This window comes from Bradyrhizobium sp. AUGA SZCCT0176 (assembly GCF_018130145.1).
Lineage (GTDB): Bacteria > Pseudomonadota > Alphaproteobacteria > Rhizobiales > Xanthobacteraceae > Bradyrhizobium.
Genome location: NZ_JAFCMB010000002.1, coordinates 258,379 through 274,912 on the forward strand (window position 1 = coordinate 258,379; position 16,534 = coordinate 274,912).

The following is a 16,534-nucleotide window of genomic DNA, read 5'->3' on the forward strand; positions in this document are numbered from 1 at the left end:
TGCTTGAATCGATCGAGTTAAAAGTAATTCTAATCTGTAGTTTGAAACCGTTCTAAACTGAGATTTGAAGCGTTCTAAAATGATGCAGATAGCGGCTTGAAAAAATGGTGGCTTGGAAATCAGGCCTCCTCTCATTTCTGTTTTGATCAATCCGAAGTCGGCGGCTTCATCAGCGAAAACAACTCATCGACCTTCGCCTGCGCGACCTGTCGTACCCGCTCGGTGTTTTCCATCCCGGCGATGTTGACGCCCTTGACCACCGCTTTGATCTCGTCGCGGAAGTCGGTGAGAAACCGCAACGGATCGGGCGAGCTGTTGGCGACGCGCGCGATCAATCCCGTGACCAGGATCTCGCAGGCCATCATACGTCCGTTCAACTCATCCATCACTTGCTCCCGATGTCGCAACGTTGCTCGCGCGCTATGGACGACATCCAATCGTGTTTCAACCATTTCGAAATGACGCAACCAAAAGAGGTGCGGGAGCTCGACGAGCCGTCGATCGCGTCGCGCGAGGCGTTGAGGCGATGTTGTCCGGCTTCAACAGAACTCGTCTCGCCACGACGTTTGTTGATGCATTCATCCACCGCGATGCGGCGCGCGAACGCCCGGCGAGTTGCGCAATCGGCAGGCATTGCGAAGCAACATTCTCGATCAAGCTGCGAGGCTTCAAACCTTTCCAATTGTTTAGGATTCTTCAAGTCTTAGTGTGTTTACAGCCAAACGGCGCGCATATTACACCGGTCTTCGCTGGGGACTCGTTTGAATACCCTCCCGAACCCAAGAAGCCTGCATGTCCAAATCGCGCGCGATCCGTCTGTTATTGCTGATCGGTGCAATGGCCGGGCTCGGCTATTTCGGCTGGCAGCGCTTCCATGGCGAAAACCACGCCGCGCAGGCTGCCAGTTCCCAGCAGCGCGTACCGGCCCGCGTCGCCGTCAAGACTGCAGCCGTCGAGAAGGCCGATTTCCCGGTCTATCTGACCGGCCTCGGCACGGTGCAAGGCTTTAATACTGTCCTGGTCCGCACCCGCGTCGATGGCCAGATCAACCGGATCGCCTTCCAGGAAGGTCAGTTCGTCAAGCAGGGCGATACGCTGGTCGAGATCGATCCGCGGCCGTTCCAGGCGACGCTCGATCAGGCCAAGGCCAAGAAAGCCCAGGACGAAGCCAATCTCGCCAACGCCAGTCTCGATTTGCAGCGCTTTACCAAGCTCGGCGAATTCGCAACCCGGCAGCAAACCGATACCCAGCGCTCCACCGTCGCGCAGCTGACGGCGCAGATCGAGGCCGACGCGGCGGCGATTTTCAATGCGCAAACCCAGCTCGACTACGCCACCATCAAGGCGCCGATCTCCGGGGTTGCGGGCCTGCGCCAGGTCGATGTCGGCAATATCGTCAATGCCGCAACCCAGACCGGCATTGTGACCATCGCGCAGATCGAACCGATCGCCGTGATCTTCACGGCCCCCGAAGATCAACTGCCCGATATCAGGGCTGCACTTGCGGTGGCGCCGCCGGAGACGATCGCGCTGTCAACCGACGGCAAGCGGGTGCTGTCGACGGGAACGCTGGCGCTGATCAACAACCAGGTCGACACCACGAGCGGCACGATCCGGCTCAAGGCGCTGTTCGACAACAAGGACCATGCGCTGTGGCCGGGCCAGTCGGTTTCGACCCGGCTTTTGATTGCGACGCTGAAGGACGCCACCGTGGTGCCCGACGATGCGGTTCAGCATGGGTCCGACGGCCTCTACGCGTTCACGGTCGACCAGGACAACAAGGCCGCCCTGCGCAAGATCAAGGTGACGCGGTCGATCGACGGGCGCTCCGTGATCGATGAGGGATTGTCGCCCGGCGAGCAGGTGATCACGGCTGGCCAATACAAGGTTCAGCCGGGCACGCTGGTTTCGACCGCGGTCGCAAGTTCGGATCCGGTGCCGGCCAAGGTCGGCCGAAAATGAGCGGCGGAATCTCCGCGCCCTTCATTCGCTACCCCATCGGCACCTCGCTGATGATGGCCGGCATTCTGTTCATCGGTCTCGTCGCCTATCCGCTGTTGCCGGTGGCCCCCCTGCCGCAGGTCGATTTTCCGACCATCCAGGTCTCCGCCAGCCTGCCGGGCGGCAGTCCGGAGACCATGGCCTCGTCGGTGGCGCAGCCGCTGGAGCGCCAGCTCGCGCAAATTCCCGGCATCGCGCAGATGACCTCGACCAGCTATCTCGGCACGTCGGCGGTCACCATCCAGTTCGATCTCAACCGTTCGATCGATGGCGCCGCCAACGACGTGCAGGCCGCGATCAACGCCGCCGGCGGTCAATTGCCGAAGAACCTCCCCTCGCCGCCGACCTATCGCAAGGTCAACCCGGCGGACTCGCCGATCCTGCTGCTGTCGGCGACGTCGGATACGTTGCCGCTGACCACCGTCAGCGACAGCGTCGACGCCCAGCTTGCGCAGCAGATCAGCCAGATTTCCGGCGTTGCGCAGGTCATCATCGGCGGGCAACAAAAGCCCGCGATCCGCATCCAGATCGATCCCGCCAAGCTCGTCGCCAAGGGCCTGTCGATGGAGGACGTGCGCAGCCAGATCACGATCACCACCGTCGACAGCCCGAAGGGCAATATCGACGGCGCCACCCGCGCCTACACCATCTACGCCAACGACCAGCTGCTCGATTCCAGGGACTGGAACGACGTCATCATCGCCTATCGCAATGGCGGACCGCTGCGGGTTCGCGATATCGGCCAGGCCGTCACCGGCCCGGAAGACGCCAAGCAGGCGGCCTGGGCCAACGGCAAACGCGGCGTGTTCCTCGTCGTGTTCAAGCAGCCCGGCGCCAACGTCATCGAGACCGTCGACAAGATCAAGGCGACGCTGCCGCGGCTGGTCGCGGCAATCCCGCCTGCGATCAAGATCGAGGTCATCAGCGACCGCACCCAGACCATCCGCGCCGCGGTCGAGGACGTGCAATTCACGCTGCTTCTGACCATCGCGCTGGTGGTGATGGTGATCTTCATCTTCCTGCGCAGCTTCTGGGCAACGGTGATCCCGACCATCACGGTGCCGCTTGCCCTGCTCGGCGCCTGCGCGCTGATGTGGGTATTCGGCTATTCGCTCGACAATCTGTCGCTGATGGCGCTCACCATCGCGGTCGGCTTCGTCGTCGACGACGCCATCGTGATGCTGGAGAACATCACCCGCTACATCGAGGAAGGCGAAAAGCCGATGGCCGCCGCCTTCAAGGGCGCCAGCGAAATCGGCTTCACCATCGTTTCGATCTCGATCTCGCTGGTCGCGGTGCTGATCCCGCTGCTGTTGATGGGCGGCATCATCGGCCGGCTGTTCCGCGAGTTCGCGGTCACGCTGGCGATGACGATCTTCGTATCGATGATCGTGTCGCTGACACTGACGCCGATGATGGCCTCACGCTTCCTCAGGTCGCATCATGAGACCAGGCATGGGCGCTTCTACCAATGGAGCGAAAGCGCGTTCGACGCCATGCTTCGCGCCTATGAGCGCGGCCTCGATTTGGCGCTGCGCTGGAAATTCACGACGCTGATGATCTTCTTCGCGACGCTCGGATTGTCGGTCTACCTGTTCGTGATCATCCCGAAAGGCTTCTTCCCGCAACAGGACGTCGGTCTGATCACCGCTACGTCCGAGGCCAGCCAGGATATTTCGTTCGCCGACATGAAGCGCCACCAGGAGGAGCTCGGCAAGATCGTGATGGCCGATCCCGATGTCGCGACCATCGCCATGAACATTGGCGGCAGCGGCAGGGCCGGCAATAACGGCAACATGTTCATCACGCTGAAGCCGCGCAACGAGCGCAAGGCGTCAGCGCAGGAGATCATCGCGCGGCTGCGCCCCAAGCTGGAAAAGGTCGAGGGCGCCCGGCTCTATATGCAGGCGGCGCAGGACGTGCGGCTGGGCGGCCGGCCGACGCGAACCCAGTTCGAATTCACGCTGCAGGACGCCAATCTGGCCGAACTGAACGAATGGGCGCCGAAGATCCTGGCCAAGATGCAGACGCTGCCCGAACTGCGCGACGTCGCGACCGACCAGCAGACCAATGGCACCACGGTGGAATTGAAGATCAATCGCGACACCGCCTCGCGCTACGGCATCCAGCCGCAATTGATCGACGACACGCTGTACGACGCCTTCGGCCAGCGCCAGGTGACGCAATACTTCACGCAGCTCAACAGCTATCACGTGATCCTCGAGGTGCTGCCGGAACTGCAGGGCAGCATCGACACCCTGAACAAGATCTATGTGAAATCCCCGACCACCGGCGACCAGGTGCCGCTATCGACCTTCGCGAAATGGACCAGCGTGCCGGTGCGGCCGCTGTCGATCAGCCACCAGGGCCAGTTCCCGGCGATCACGATCAGCTTCAATCTCGGCCAGGGCGTGGCGCTGGGCCAGGCGACCAGCGCCGTCCAGAAGGCGATGGTCGAGATCGGCGCGCCGACGACGCTCAACTCGAGTTTCCAGGGCACCGCGCAGGCCTTCCAGCAATCGCTCGGCACCGTGCCGCTGCTGATCCTCGCGGCCCTCGTGGTCGTCTATTTGATCCTCGGCATTCTCTATGAAAGCTACATCCACCCGATCACGATCCTGTCCACGCTGCCCTCGGCCGGCGTCGGTGCACTGGCGATCCTGATGCTGTTCGGATTCGATTTCAGCCTGATCGCGCTGATCGGCATCGTGCTGTTGATCGGCATCGTGAAAAAGAACGGCATCATGATGGTCGATTTCGCGATCTCGGCCGAGCGCGACGAGCAGCTGGAGCCCGAGGCCGCGATCCGAAAGGCGGCGCTGCTGCGTTTCCGCCCGATCATGATGACGACGATGGCCGCCCTGCTCGGCGGCGTGCCGCTGATGCTCGGCACCGGTACCGGATCGGAAATCCGCCAGCCGCTCGGCTATGCCATGGTCGGCGGCCTCATCGTCAGCCAGGCGCTGACGCTGTTCACGACGCCGGTGATCTATCTCTATCTCGACCGGCTCTCGAACGCGTTTGCGCGCTGGGGGCGACCGGCGCATCCCGATCGCGAAGCCGATCCGGAACAACAGGGCGCGGTCAAGCAAGCCGCCGAGTGAACTGGCTTTGCGCGTGATGGATTGCCAGTGATTTAACCCTGCAGGCGATCTGGCCTGGCGAGTTACTTGACTTTGAGCGTCCGACGGCACATCCGAGAGCGACATATTTCGGAGCCGGATCCACAGTGAAAATTTCAGCAACGCTCGCATTCGTCGTCGCCGTTACGTTTGCCTCGCCCGGCTTCGCCCAGGCGCCGCAGGCACCCAAGGCCAAGGCGGGGCCGCGTGCAGCCCAGGCCACGCCGTCGCCGACGCCGGCCCCGCAGGCCGATGCTGCGCCGGCCAACACCCCCGCCCCTCCCGGCTGGGTCGCGCGCTGCTCCAGCCCAAGCCGCGACGCGCCGCTCGAATGCGCGGTCGAACAGACAGCGGTCCTCACCAAGACCGGACAGGTGATCGTGCTGCTCAACATCCGGGTCGCCGGCGACACCCGTCAGCCGATGGCCATCATCCAGCTGCCGCTCGGATTGAACCTGCCGGCGGGCGCCAAGCTCCAGGTCGACGACGGCAAGGTTTCGGATTTGCAGATCCAGACCTGCGAGCAGCGCGGCTGCTACGCCAACAGCCCGATCCCGGCGGATATGCTGGCGGCGATGAAATCCGGCAAGCAGCTGAAAGTGTCGTTCCAGAACATGGCCAAGGAAAGCATCACCATTCCGATGCCGCTCGCCGACTTCGCCTCGGCCTACGACAAGATCAAGTAACGGCGCGCGTCGGCTGCTCTGCTCAGGCGACGGCCCCAGACAGCGGCAACTCCGCTTTCACGGCCACATAGACGGTGTTGCTGGCATCGTGATCCCCGCGCCAATTGTCGAAGGTCACGACATGGGTTGTCGAGGTCGCAAAGGCGCCGGCCAGCACGCGTTCGAACGCATCGTCCGGTGGATCGTTCGACCACAGCGCGAACACGCCGCCCGGCTGAAGATGGCCGGCAAGCCGCGCCAGCCCTTCCGGCTCGTACAGCGCGGCGTGCCGCGGATGCAGCAGCTTGCGCGGCGAGTGATCGATATCGACCAGCACCGCATCGAAACGGCGCCCCTGTGAACGCGCGTCGAACCCTTCGGCGGAGGCCGACATCGCAAAGAAATCGCCATGGGCAAGGCGGCAGCGCGGATCGCCGGTGAGTTCCTTGCCGAGCGGCAGCAATCCCTGCTCGTGCCATTCGATCACCTCCGAAAGCGCATCGACCACGATCAACGATCGCACGCCGGCGTTTTCGAGCACCGCGCGTGCGGTGTAGCCGAGCCCGAGGCCACCGACCACCACGTCCAGATCCGCGCGATCGAGCGCCGCGAGGCCAAGCCGAGCCAGTTCGATCTCGGCCAACGTGAACTGGCTCGACATCAGAAACTCGTCGCCGAGCTTGATTTCGTAGACATCGACGTCGGACATCGGCCGCCGCCGGCGCCGCAGGCTGAGCACGCCCATCGGCGTCGGGCGGAAGTCCAGTTCTTCGAATGAAAGGCTCATCGGCCAAGGCCCCTGACTGCGGCGCGACCGCGCCGTAAATGACCCGATTTGGCGGGCCCCCATTGCAACAACGCCCTCCCCGCGCGCTTGCCAAGGGCGCAAGGTAGCGAGTAGAAGGGCGCCAGTTCGCCGGATTCTCAGGATCCGGACGCGAGCAATTGCCGACCGGCTCACTAAGCCTTTGATGTCGCTAGGCAATTCTTGGGGAATGGTGTAACGGTAGCACAACAGACTCTGACTCTGTTTGTCTAGGTTCGAATCCTAGTTCCCCAGCCAATTTGGATGCTCAGACGTATTTTACCCGTTTATCCCCTAGCCGCCGCGAGGGGGCTGTTTCCGCAAGCAAATCGAAGGCTGACGGACCGTCGCCGATAGCTCCTCGCCCTTCTACGTCGAACCAGCGGGGACAAATTCCAAAAGCCGCCTCTCTTCGCGCGCGACGTTCACCCTAAACAACCTCTCTGCCTTGCAGGCCAGGTCGAACACCTTCCTCTAGGTCGCCAATGCGTCGAAACCTGAAGCCGCCCGGACTCCGCCTGTAGCACGAGGCAGGTTGCACACGCCAAGCGAGTATGCATAATAAGGTTGAAGTTCGAGCTATTGCACGTTTAGTTTGAGGGGTAATCGGTCATGATTTCCGTCGCTAAACTTCGGATGAGTACTGCAGTCATTCTAATCGCTACGCATTCATCGGCGTACGCCCAGCCATATTGTCCTGAGCCGTTAAAGCAGCATTCGATCGTTTTCAACGATAAGGCGGCTTTGGCCGACCGGTTTAGTTTTCGAAAAACGATCAACGCAGTGTTGAAGTCGCAAGGTATTGCGGTGACTAAGGAGGCCGCCGAAAAACTTGTTTCGACAATGTTGTCGTCGTTTGTGGCCGATGACTTCGTAAATCGCAACAGTCAGCTTCGGATGCAGGTATCAGAACGGCCCATGGAGTCCGTTTTGAAAGCGTCCGATTTGTTGGATGCGGATAAGCCAGACAACCCTTTTGCCATGGTTCCTGTTGGCCTCTTCAATAGGCTGGATCTAGTACCCGAGGATTGGTCGGACTGCGGAGAGCATCGTATCGTCTACACTTTCAACAAGGCAATCGATCACGGCAACAGTCCGCCAGCCAGCCGGATGACGATAATCTTTGAAGCCCGTCTTCGAAATCCACTAGGAGGCCAGATCGGCTGCCAACCCGTAGCAGAGTTCTGGGCCAATTTGTCAAAACTCGCGGATGGTGGGGTCATAGCCGACGAATTGGATCGTTTTTACTATACGGGGTTGTCCGCCAACATTGGTCCCGTGGTACATGCCGACAATTATCGTTTTGGACAGGTTCGGGGCAATCTTTTTGTAAACAAGGTCGGCACGTCCACCGGGCCGGTCCAGTGGAATTTGCGAGAGTGGATCATCACAAGCGTCGATGGCAACTCGAGCAGTTTCGTTCCGGTAACGGTGAAGACAAATCCGCTTGCCGAACTCTACGGTGCCGGCGTACCCGCTACGGCGGCTCCGCAGGCGCGTGCGGCAACTGTCAAAGACGAGTTTTGGAGGGAGTTCAAGGGCAGCTACCTGGGGCAGTTGATTGAGTTCGATGAAGTTGCAACGGATAAAAACCACAAAAACTATGATAAACGCTTAGATAGAACCGCTCCGGAATTCGATCTCAAAGTTTTCAAAAGCTACCTCTTTAGCAAGCTTGGTGCTCGTTTCGACGACAAGTTCAACGAGTTCCAGAGTTCAGTTTCGCCAATCGACAATCCCATGGGCCCAGCCATAGATAACACGGCCTTCAAGCAAACAGTTGTCGATCCAGAAGCTGCCAGGCTGGCCAAGGTTGGTGTGGATTCAACACAGTTGGTTGCTCGCGCGGCAGCCGTTACATGCGCCGGATGTCACAATTTCTTCAAGGCGGGGCCGCCTGCAGGAACTGCACCAATAGCCAAACTTGGAGCGGAAGAAATCCTTTGGCCTGCTAGCCTCAACTTTGTTCACATCGATGAGAAGGCAGCGCTCTCGCCGGCTCTAACGGAATTCTTTATTCCGTTTCGCAGAGAGCAGCTTGAGAAGCTCGTTTGCAAGCCTTCGGCTCCGATAACTGTAGAGCAGCTTGTCGCCACTGCCGAGGTCCAGGCGCGAGACCGCTCAATTCTGCGATTGCAACAATCAATTCGCGCTCTCGCGCCGCAGACCGCGCCGCTGGGCGCGGGTACGACTGGCGGCCTGATATCCCAGATTCAAGATGATCGAGAAGCGCAGCGGCTTAAGCCGGGGTTCTTCGTCCAGAATCGCCGTTCGCATTGAACCAACGAGGTGACCGCTTCGTGCGCCGCTCGCGTCATATCGCAAGCTACGCAAGCGCCAGTTGGAGCCGCTTAAACCGAAAAGCCGCCGACGCGTGCTGCGCGTCGGACCATTCACCAGGCTGCCCGATCGACCACGTCAAACCTGCCCCATGGCGCCGGCGGCTTCCAATTCAGAGATTTGCGCCGCAGAAATCCCCCAATCTGCGAGAGCCTCCCGGCTGTCACGTCCGGCGGCTGGCGTCGGCCGGCGAAGGTCGGAAGGCGTGCGGGAAAAACGGGGCGCAGGGCTGGGATGCCGGAGACCGTCGAACGCCGTGTAGACATCGCGGCTTTGCATCTGCGGATGCTGCGGCGCTTCGTCGATCGTCAGCACGGGCGCAAGGCAGGCGTCGCGCCCCGCAGCTTTCGCGACCCACTCATCGCGCGTGCGCGTTGCGAAAATCTCAGCAAAGCGCTTGCGCATCTCCGGCCACGCCGCACGATCATTCTGGTCCGGCAGGCGTTCGCCGTCGATGCCCATCACCTTCAGGAGACTGGCGTAGAATTGCGGTTCGATGGCGCCCACCGCGATAAACTTGTCGTCGCGCGTGGCATAGCTGCCGTAAAACGGCGCGCCGCCATCGACGATGTTATCGGCACGCCGCCCGGTCCAGCTGCCCTGCTGGCGAAAAGCCTGGAACGCCGACATCAAATGCGTGACGCCGTCGATCATGGCGACGTCGATCGTCTGTCCGCGGCCCGATTGACGCGCTTCCATCGACGCCGCGAGCAGGCCCACCACCAGATACATTGCGCCGCCGCCGAGATCGGCGACCAGATTGAGCGGCGGCGGCGGCGGCCGATCGGCATCGCCCAGGCAATGCAACGCGCCCGTCAGCGCGAGGTAGTTGATGTCGTGGCCGGCCTCCTGCGCCATCGGCCCCTCCTGCCCCCAGCCCGTCATGCGCGCGTAGACCAGCCGCGGATTGATCCCGTGGCAGATGTTGGGACCGAGCCCGAGCCGCTCCATCACCGAGGGACGAAACCCTTCGATCAGGGCGTCCGCTCCGGCTAGGAGATCCAGCACGGTCGCCACAGCCTGCGGCTGCTTGAGGTCCAGCGCTACGGAGCGCTTGTTGCGATTGTAGAAGTCGAAGCGCGGCGGCAAATCCGGCTCGACGCCCGGCCTGGCGATGCGGTCGATCCGCAGCACGTCGGCGCCGAGATCGCCGAGCAGCGCTCCGGCGAATGGCGCCGGGCCGATCCCGCCCATCTCGACGACGCGAAAGCCGTTCAACGGTCCCGTCACGATGAAGTCTCCTCTGTCTCAGCGATGGAATCGGACGGCATCGCCAATATCAGCCCGGCCGACGCGCGCGGCATTGGCCTTGATACTGTGATCCTCGTAGCCAAACGAAACGCCGAACAGCAGTTTGTAATTCCGGGGAATGCCGAGCTGTTCGCGGATGATCTCAGGAAACAGCCCAAGCGCGCCCTGCGCGCAGGACGCGATGCCGCGCGCGGTCAGCGCCAGCATCAGGGTCTGCGCATACATGCCGATATCGGCCGCTTCGCGCGTATCGAACGGCGTCGGCATGAAGATCAGTACGGCGTGCGGCGCATCGAAGAAGGCGTGGTTGCGGATATAGGCCATCTTGCGGCCAACCACGTCGCTCCGCTCGACCCCCATCGCGCCATATAATTTCTGCGCCGCGTCCACCTGCCGCTCGCGGTAGATACCAGTGAATTTGCCGTCAGCCGGCCAGTCCGGCTTGATCGGCTCGTCCCGCATCCCGGCCGCGACCAGCGCCGCGCGAAGTTGTTTCAACGCTTCACCCGAAACGACATGCGGCGTCCAGGGCTGCACGTTGCAATTGGACGGCGACCATTGCGCAAGCTCGAATACCTCGCGCAAAGTCGCCTCCGGAACTTCGTCGGGCAGAAAGCCACGGACCGAGCGGCGGCGCCGGATCGCCTCGTCGATGGTGATGGCGGGCCGTTCGCGCATGCTCATCGTTCTTCCTCGATCAACGCGACACCTCGCGCGGCATAGGCCCGCGCCAGATGCCGTCCGACGCGCGCCGCGTCCGGCAACACCCCGGTGCCGAGATCCCCGCGCGCGGCGACGCCGGCGCTGCCGACCGCACCGCGAAACATCGCGAACACCTGGTGAAATCGGGTGAGGCGCTCGGTCGCGCCGGACAGTTCGTAATAGAGTTCCAGATAATCGCGCTCGGATGGAATGCCCAGCTCCTCCAGCGGCAGGCCGAGCAATCCGCCGTTTTCGTCCGGTGCCATCAGCCAGGCCTGGCTGTTGAAGGCGAGATCGACGAGGGGATGACCGAGCGTCGAGAGCTCCCAGTCGAGCACGCCGACCACGCGCGGCTCTGTTGCATGAAACATGACGTTGGCGATACGGAAGTCGCCATGACAAAGTGCGACGGTCTCGCTTTCGGGCAAGCGCTCGGCAAGCCAGCGCACCATCCTGTCGAGCGCGGGGTTATCATCGTCGCCGCGGCGGAACTGCGACCATTGCTCCGACCAGCGCTTGAGCTGGCGGGCAAAATAGTTTCCGGGCCGGCCGAAATCGCCCAGGCCCAGCGCCCGGTAATCCAGCCTGTGGATGGCGGCCAGCGCGGCGCACATCGAGCGGAACAGCTCGGTGCGCTCGGCGCGGGCGAGTCCGGGCGTTCCGAACTCGTTGAAGACGCGGCCGTCAAGCCATTCCATGAGATAGAACGGCGTCCCGACGATCTCGCGATCCTCGCAGTATCGATAGGGTTTTGGTGTCGGTACGGAACTGCCTTGCAGCGCCGTCAAGACACGAAATTCGCGGTCGATCGCATGTGCCGACGGCAGCACGTTCTTCGGCTGCTTGCGCAGCACCGCGCGCCACCCGCCGCGGCTGACAAAATATGTCGGGTTCGACATGCCGCCGTGCGTGCGTTCCACCCGGGTCGGAGCGGTGCCGCCGAGCCAGCCCTTCAGATATTCATCGAGCCGCGCAACGTCAAAATCGATGCCGCGGCCGGACGCGTCCGCCCCGGTCATCCGCTGCTCGCACGCTTGCCGCTGAAGTTGAACAGGTATTGCGCGACGCGCCGGATCTGCACTTCCTCGGTGCCCTCGGTAATGCGATAGCGGCGGTGATGCCGGTAGATGTGCTCGAACGGCAGCGCCCGGCTGTAGCCCATGCCGCCATGCACCTGCATCGCTCTATCAGCCGCCTCGCAGCACAGCCGGTTGGCGCGGAAGTTACAGATCGAGACCATATCGCTGATCTCAAGCGGATTCTGGCGGTCCATCTGCCAGGCGGTGCGGAAGATGAAGTTGCGCACCAGTTCGTATTCGGACCACAGCTCGACCAGCGGAAACTGAACCGCCTGCTTCCGGGCGAGCGGCTCGCCAAAGGCGACGCGTGTCTTGGCGTATTCGACCGCCTTCAGGATACAGTAGCGCGCGGCGCCCGCGCTCGCCGCGGCCTGGCGCACGCGGTTCTCGTGCACAAAGCGCTGCGCGACGACAAGGCCCTCCCCCTCCTTGTGCAGAATGGCGCTGTCGGGCACGCGCACGTTGAGCAGTTCCGTCTCCGCGTGATCGCTGGGCATGTTGAAGGTCCAGTGATTGTAAAGCACGTGATGGCCGGGCGTGTCGGTCGGAACGATGAAGGCGGTGATGCCCCTGGCTTCGCCCGGCTTGCCGGAGGTGCGCGCAAACACCAGATTGGCATGGGCGCGGGCAACCTGGCTGTTCCAGCGCTTGCGGCCGTTGATGACCCAATGATCGCCGTCACGCACGCCTGTCGTCTCCAGCCAGGTCGCGTCGCTGCCATGTCCGGGTTCGGTCAGGGCGAAGGAAAGATGTTTCTTTCCGGTGATGATGCCCTCGATATAGCTTTTCTGTTCCTCGGTGCCGTAGTCGGCGAGCGCCGGAATGATCGGGAAATTGCCGACGATCGAGGATTCATCCTGCAGATCGTTGTGCAGGCCGAGTCCCTTGGCGGCGAGGTGCTCGCGGATCGCTGCGATCGCAAGATTGGATGCGGCCTGGCCGCCGCATGATTTCGGCAGGCCATAGCGCAGGTGCCCTGCCTTGTCGGCACGGCGCTCCATTTCGCTGATCAGCGCGCGCCATTCGGTGCGCGGGCGTCCGTCATCATCCCAGTCGGTTCGGGCATTCTCGCGGCGATGATCGAAGAACTTGATATTGTCGCGCTCGAGCGGTTTGATCTCGGCCTCGATAAAGGCGTCCAGCTCAGCAAGCTTGTCGGTGATTTCCTTGGGCAGTTCGAAGTCCATGGCGCCTCTCCCGGTGCTCTCTTTGTTTTAGGCCGCTGCTAGAGCGCGATCCGCCCATAAGGGTGGGTACTGCTGACGCCGCCATCGACGGAGAGCAGTTGTCCGTCCACGTAGGAAGAATCATCGCTGGCCAGGAAGGCCGCGGCGGCCGCGATCTCCTCGGCACGCCCGGGTCGCTTCATCGGCGTCACATGGCCGAGCTTGGCTTCGACGCCCCGCGCGCGCGCATCTTCGAACACTTTTCGGGTCAGCTGCGTTTCGACCAGCCCCGGCAGCACGGCATTGACGCGCACGCCGGTGCCGGCAAAGGCGTTGGCCGCCGTCTGCGCCAGATTGTTCACCGCCGCCTTGCTCGCGCTGTAGGAGATGGCGCCGGCATTGGCGCGCAGCGATGCGGCCGACGAGGTGAGGATGATCGAGCCGTAGCCCTGCGCCGTCATGTGCCGGCCGGCATATTTGATGGCGAGAAAGCAACTGATGGTGTTGATGCGGTAGACGTCCGACCATTCCTCGACCGTCTGCTCCAGCAGCGGCGTGTTGGTTCCGGTGACGCCGATATTGGCGAAGAAGATTTCCAGACCGCCGAATTCCGCCACGCAGCGCCGGACGATCTCGGCGACGTTTTCCTCGACCGCCGCGTCCGTGATCAACGCCGATGCGATGCCGCCTTCGTCCCGGATCGCTGCTGCCGTTTCCTCGGTATTGCCGGCCCGGCCGACCACCAGCACGGAAGCGCCTTCGCGCGCGAAACGGATCGCGCTGGCGCGGCCGATGCCGCTGCCACCGCCGGTAACGACCGCGCGCCTGCCCTCCAGTCGCCTCATCGCGCTTCTCCTATCTGGCAGGAATGGTCCAACCGCCGTCGGCGGTGATGACGGCGCCCTGGATGTAGCTCGCGTCGTCGCTGGCGAGGAATGCGGCAAGGGCTGCGATCTCTTCCGGCTCGCCAAAGCGTCCGGCCGGCATCTCGGCCTGGCGCGTGGCAATCGTCGCTTCATCGAATTGCGCGATCGAAGCCGGCGTGCCGATCATGCCCGGCGCGATCACGTTGACGCGGATCTTCTTGGCACTGAGCTCGATCGCCGATGCCCGGGAGAGGCCGACGACGCCGGCCTTCAGGGCGGAATAGGCAATGGAGTCCTTGGCGGGGTTGAACGCCGACACGGAACTCAAATTCACGATCGAGCCGCCGCCGCGACGCTCCATCTGCGGCGCCGCCGCTTGCGTGGTCCAGATCAGGCCGTGCACGCCGACCGCAAACATGCGGTCGACGGTCTCGACTTCGATCTGCGCCAGCGGCTCGAAGCGCGCAAAGACGGCATTGTTGACGAGCACGGCTACCGGCGCAGCAAACTCGCTCTCGATCCTCGCAAACAGGGCGTGAACATCGTCGCGCTTGCCGACATCGACTTCATAGGGCTTGGCGTCGAACCCCTTGCTCTTCAATCCCGCGACCGCAGGCTCCAGACGGCGCGCGCTGACGTCGACACAGGCGATACGACCGCCCTCCTGGCCGAAGCGCTCGGCGATCGCAAGGCCGATCCCGCGCGCGGCGCCGGTGACGACGCACACGCGATCCCTGAGGCGGGAGTTCATGCGCTGGCCTTGTGCGGCGGTTCGGCGAAGGCCTTTGCGATCTCACGCAACTGGAATTTCTGCACCTTGCCCGCCGGGGTCTTCGGCAGATCGGCGACGATCTCAATGCGTTCCGGCCAATATTGTTTCGCGACCTTGTGCTCCGCCATCAGGGCCTGCACGGCGGCCAGATCGAGCGTCTGGCCGGGACGCAGCACCACGAACGCGCAGGCGCGTTCGCCCAGTCTCGGATCCGGATAACCCACGATCGCGGTCGAAAGCACCGCGGGATGCTTGAACAGCAGGTTCTCGATATCGAAGACCGGCACGTTCTCGCCGCCGCGAATGATGATGTCCTTGATGCGACCGTCGATGCGGATGTAGCCCTCGTCGTCCATGTAGGCCATGTCGCCGGTGTCGAACCACCCCTCGGCGTCGAACGGCTCCATGTCGGCGCGCTTGTAGTAGCCGAGGCACATCTGCGCGCCGCGCACCTTGAGCAACCCCTTCTCGCCGACCGGCGCCGGCGATCCGTCCATGCGAAGCACCTTTACGGCAACGCCCTCCAGCGGGCGACCGTCGGTCTTCGACGATTTTTCGAGCGCGCGTTCCGGCTCGGTCAACGTGCTCGACAGCGATTCCGTCATGCCCCACAGCGAACAGACCTTGAGATCGAGCTCGCGATAGACGCGATCGATCAATGCCGGCGGAATTGGCGCGCCGGCACACAGGAATTTGCGCAGCCGCGCAGGCTTTGCCGCGCCGCCGGCGACCGCCTCGCACATGTCGGCGAGAAACGTCGCGGCACCCGCCGAGTAGGTAACGCCTTCATTGGCCATGATGGCGATACCGCGCTTCGGCTCCCACACGTCCTGGAACACGACGGAGGCGCCGATCTTGAGGCCGAGCAGCATGCCGGCCGCAAAGCCGGTCATATGGCCGAGCGGCGAACAGACCAGCATCGTGTCGTTGGTATCGAGGCCGAAGCGGCCGGCCAGCGCGATATTGCAAGCCAGCAGCGTATTGAGGCAATGCATGACGCCTTTGGGCGACCCTGTCGTGCCCGAGGTGAACATCAGCACGGCCATCTGATCGGCCGGAAGCGCGCCGATCTCTCCGTTCGGGGGCGGCGCGAGACGATCGCTGCCGGAGAGCAACGCCTGGTCGAAGCTGCTGGCCCCCTCGCCGTCGACGACGATGATGTGCTGAAGTTTTGGCAGTTTGGGCCGCAGCGACTGCGCCATCGCCTCGTGATCGAAGCCGCGGAACAGTTTTGGCACGATCAAAAGCTTGGTTTCCGCGAAGTCGAGCATGTAGCTCAGTTCATGTTCGCGGAAGATCGGCATCAGGGGGTTGACGACGGCGCCGACCCGGAAGGCGGCGAGCGCGATCACGGCAAACTCCCACCAATTGGGAAGCTGAACGGAGACGACATCGCGAGGGCCGACACCGAGGCGCTTCAAGGCGGCCGCCGCGCGCGAAATCAGATCGCCGAGTTCGGCATAGGTGAAGCGCTTCGCCTCGGGGCGATCGGCGCGGTCGGCCAGAAGGGCGAGCTTTCCCGGCGTGGCCGCGATGGTCGCTTGCAGAAATTCGTCGAAGCTCTTGTCGATCCAGAAGCCGCCTGCGCGCATCGACCGTGCGTGGGCGACGGGATCAAATCGATTTCCGCTCATGCGTTCTCTCCCTGAAATCATATCGCGGCGCTTGACGGCCTATTCGTTCGCTAGTGTACTAGTTTTCCGATGAACCGCAACTCAAAAATCTACCGGCCCGTTCACCTATCGAAACTGGACCGCGTACCGAC

14 protein-coding genes and 1 tRNA gene are annotated in these 16,534 nt (G+C 62.7%); 5 read left to right on the forward strand and 10 right to left on the reverse strand.

Annotated elements, in window-relative coordinates; translation table 11 throughout:
- Positions 1 to 146: 146 nt before the first annotated feature.
- A complete protein-coding gene (locus JQ600_RS06270) occupies positions 147 to 386 on the reverse strand; it encodes a hypothetical protein (RefSeq protein ID WP_212386016.1) in 240 nt (79 codons plus the stop codon).
- Positions 386 to 700 (reverse strand): hypothetical protein, encoded by a 315-nt coding sequence (locus tag JQ600_RS06275; RefSeq protein WP_212489747.1) that lies wholly within the window; start codon positions 698 to 700, stop codon positions 386 to 388. Before JQ600_RS06275 ends, JQ600_RS06270 begins: the two co-directional genes overlap by 1 nt.
- Before the next feature lie 92 nt (positions 701 to 792).
- Between JQ600_RS06275 and JQ600_RS06280 the strand changes: the two genes are divergently transcribed.
- The 3 genes from JQ600_RS06280 to JQ600_RS06290 all read left to right on the forward strand — a co-directional run bounded on the left by JQ600_RS06280 (position 793) and on the right by JQ600_RS06290 (position 5,809).
- Entirely contained in the window at positions 793 to 1,962 is a 1,170-nt protein-coding gene (locus JQ600_RS06280) for an efflux RND transporter periplasmic adaptor subunit (RefSeq protein ID WP_212386018.1), read from the forward strand.
- Positions 1,959 to 5,105: a multidrug efflux RND transporter permease subunit gene (locus JQ600_RS06285; protein WP_212386019.1), complete on the forward strand. Its 3,147-nt coding sequence runs from the start codon at positions 1,959 to 1,961 to the stop codon at positions 5,103 to 5,105. Before JQ600_RS06280 ends, JQ600_RS06285 begins: the two co-directional genes overlap by 4 nt.
- Before the next feature lie 125 nt (positions 5,106 to 5,230).
- Positions 5,231 to 5,809, forward strand: a complete 579-nt coding sequence (locus JQ600_RS06290) for an invasion associated locus B family protein (RefSeq protein WP_312010861.1) — start codon at positions 5,231 to 5,233, stop codon at positions 5,807 to 5,809.
- A gap of 22 nt (positions 5,810 to 5,831) precedes the next feature.
- Here the strand turns inward: JQ600_RS06290 and JQ600_RS06295 are convergent, their stop codons facing one another.
- On the reverse strand, positions 5,832 to 6,575 hold the full coding sequence (locus tag JQ600_RS06295; RefSeq protein WP_212386020.1) for a spermidine synthase: 744 nt from the start codon (positions 6,573 to 6,575) through the stop codon (positions 5,832 to 5,834).
- 202 nt (positions 6,576 to 6,777) lie between these two features.
- On the opposite strand from JQ600_RS06295, the gene JQ600_RS06300 reads away from it, so the two are divergent.
- Positions 6,778 to 6,851, forward strand: a tRNA-Gln gene (locus JQ600_RS06300).
- Between the two features lie 354 nt (positions 6,852 to 7,205).
- Positions 7,206 to 8,873 (forward strand): hypothetical protein, encoded by a 1,668-nt coding sequence (locus tag JQ600_RS06305; protein ID WP_212489748.1) that lies wholly within the window; start codon positions 7,206 to 7,208, stop codon positions 8,871 to 8,873.
- Between the two features lie 138 nt (positions 8,874 to 9,011).
- On the opposite strand, the gene JQ600_RS06310 is transcribed toward JQ600_RS06305, so the two are convergent.
- From JQ600_RS06310 to JQ600_RS06340, 7 genes are read right to left on the reverse strand one after another with little or no spacing between them, the layout of a single operon-like run.
- Positions 9,012 to 10,163 (reverse strand): CaiB/BaiF CoA-transferase family protein, encoded by a 1,152-nt coding sequence (locus JQ600_RS06310; RefSeq protein ID WP_212489749.1) that lies wholly within the window; start codon positions 10,161 to 10,163, stop codon positions 9,012 to 9,014.
- Positions 10,164 to 10,181: 18 nt separating this feature from the next.
- On the reverse strand, positions 10,182 to 10,868 hold the full coding sequence (locus JQ600_RS06315) for a nitroreductase (protein ID WP_212386023.1): 687 nt from the start codon (positions 10,866 to 10,868) through the stop codon (positions 10,182 to 10,184).
- Positions 10,865 to 11,905: a phosphotransferase family protein gene (locus tag JQ600_RS06320; RefSeq protein ID WP_212386024.1), complete on the reverse strand. Its 1,041-nt coding sequence runs from the start codon at positions 11,903 to 11,905 to the stop codon at positions 10,865 to 10,867. Before JQ600_RS06320 ends, JQ600_RS06315 begins: the two co-directional genes overlap by 4 nt.
- On the reverse strand, positions 11,902 to 13,152 hold the full coding sequence (locus tag JQ600_RS06325; protein WP_212386025.1) for an acyl-CoA dehydrogenase family protein: 1,251 nt from the start codon (positions 13,150 to 13,152) through the stop codon (positions 11,902 to 11,904). The genes JQ600_RS06320 and JQ600_RS06325 overlap by 4 nt, the downstream gene beginning before the upstream one ends.
- A gap of 38 nt (positions 13,153 to 13,190) precedes the next feature.
- Positions 13,191 to 13,976: an SDR family NAD(P)-dependent oxidoreductase gene (locus JQ600_RS06330; protein WP_212268813.1), complete on the reverse strand. Its 786-nt coding sequence runs from the start codon at positions 13,974 to 13,976 to the stop codon at positions 13,191 to 13,193.
- 10 nt (positions 13,977 to 13,986) lie between these two features.
- Positions 13,987 to 14,748: an SDR family NAD(P)-dependent oxidoreductase gene (locus tag JQ600_RS06335; RefSeq protein WP_212386026.1), complete on the reverse strand. Its 762-nt coding sequence runs from the start codon at positions 14,746 to 14,748 to the stop codon at positions 13,987 to 13,989.
- Complete coding sequence (locus JQ600_RS06340; RefSeq protein WP_212386027.1) at positions 14,745 to 16,403, reverse strand: AMP-binding protein; 1,659 nt, start codon at positions 16,401 to 16,403, stop codon at positions 14,745 to 14,747. Before JQ600_RS06340 ends, JQ600_RS06335 begins: the two co-directional genes overlap by 4 nt.
- Positions 16,404 to 16,534 lie beyond the last annotated feature (131 nt).

What these genes read in the sequence shown, in the direction of transcription:
- JQ600_RS06270 (WP_212386016.1), bottom strand. Translation starts at nt 386, where the DNA reads ATGGATGAGTTGAACGGACGTATGATGGCCTGCGAGATCCTGGTCACG.
- JQ600_RS06280 (WP_212386018.1), top strand. Translation starts at nt 793, where the DNA reads ATGTCCAAATCGCGCGCGATCCGTCTGTTATTGCTGATCGGTGCAATG.
- JQ600_RS06285 (WP_212386019.1), top strand. Translation starts at nt 1,959, where the DNA reads ATGAGCGGCGGAATCTCCGCGCCCTTCATTCGCTACCCCATCGGCACC.
- JQ600_RS06295 (WP_212386020.1), bottom strand. Translation starts at nt 6,575, where the DNA reads ATGAGCCTTTCATTCGAAGAACTGGACTTCCGCCCGACGCCGATGGGC.
- JQ600_RS06305 (WP_212489748.1), top strand. Translation starts at nt 7,206, where the DNA reads ATGATTTCCGTCGCTAAACTTCGGATGAGTACTGCAGTCATTCTAATC.
- JQ600_RS06315 (WP_212386023.1), bottom strand. Translation starts at nt 10,868, where the DNA reads ATGAGCATGCGCGAACGGCCCGCCATCACCATCGACGAGGCGATCCGG.
- JQ600_RS06320 (WP_212386024.1), bottom strand. Translation starts at nt 11,905, where the DNA reads ATGACCGGGGCGGACGCGTCCGGCCGCGGCATCGATTTTGACGTTGCG.
- JQ600_RS06325 (WP_212386025.1), bottom strand. Translation starts at nt 13,152, where the DNA reads ATGGACTTCGAACTGCCCAAGGAAATCACCGACAAGCTTGCTGAGCTG.
- JQ600_RS06330 (WP_212268813.1), bottom strand. Translation starts at nt 13,976, where the DNA reads ATGAGGCGACTGGAGGGCAGGCGCGCGGTCGTTACCGGCGGTGGCAGC.
- JQ600_RS06335 (WP_212386026.1), bottom strand. Translation starts at nt 14,748, where the DNA reads ATGAACTCCCGCCTCAGGGATCGCGTGTGCGTCGTCACCGGCGCCGCG.
- JQ600_RS06340 (WP_212386027.1), bottom strand. Translation starts at nt 16,403, where the DNA reads ATGAGCGGAAATCGATTTGATCCCGTCGCCCACGCACGGTCGATGCGC.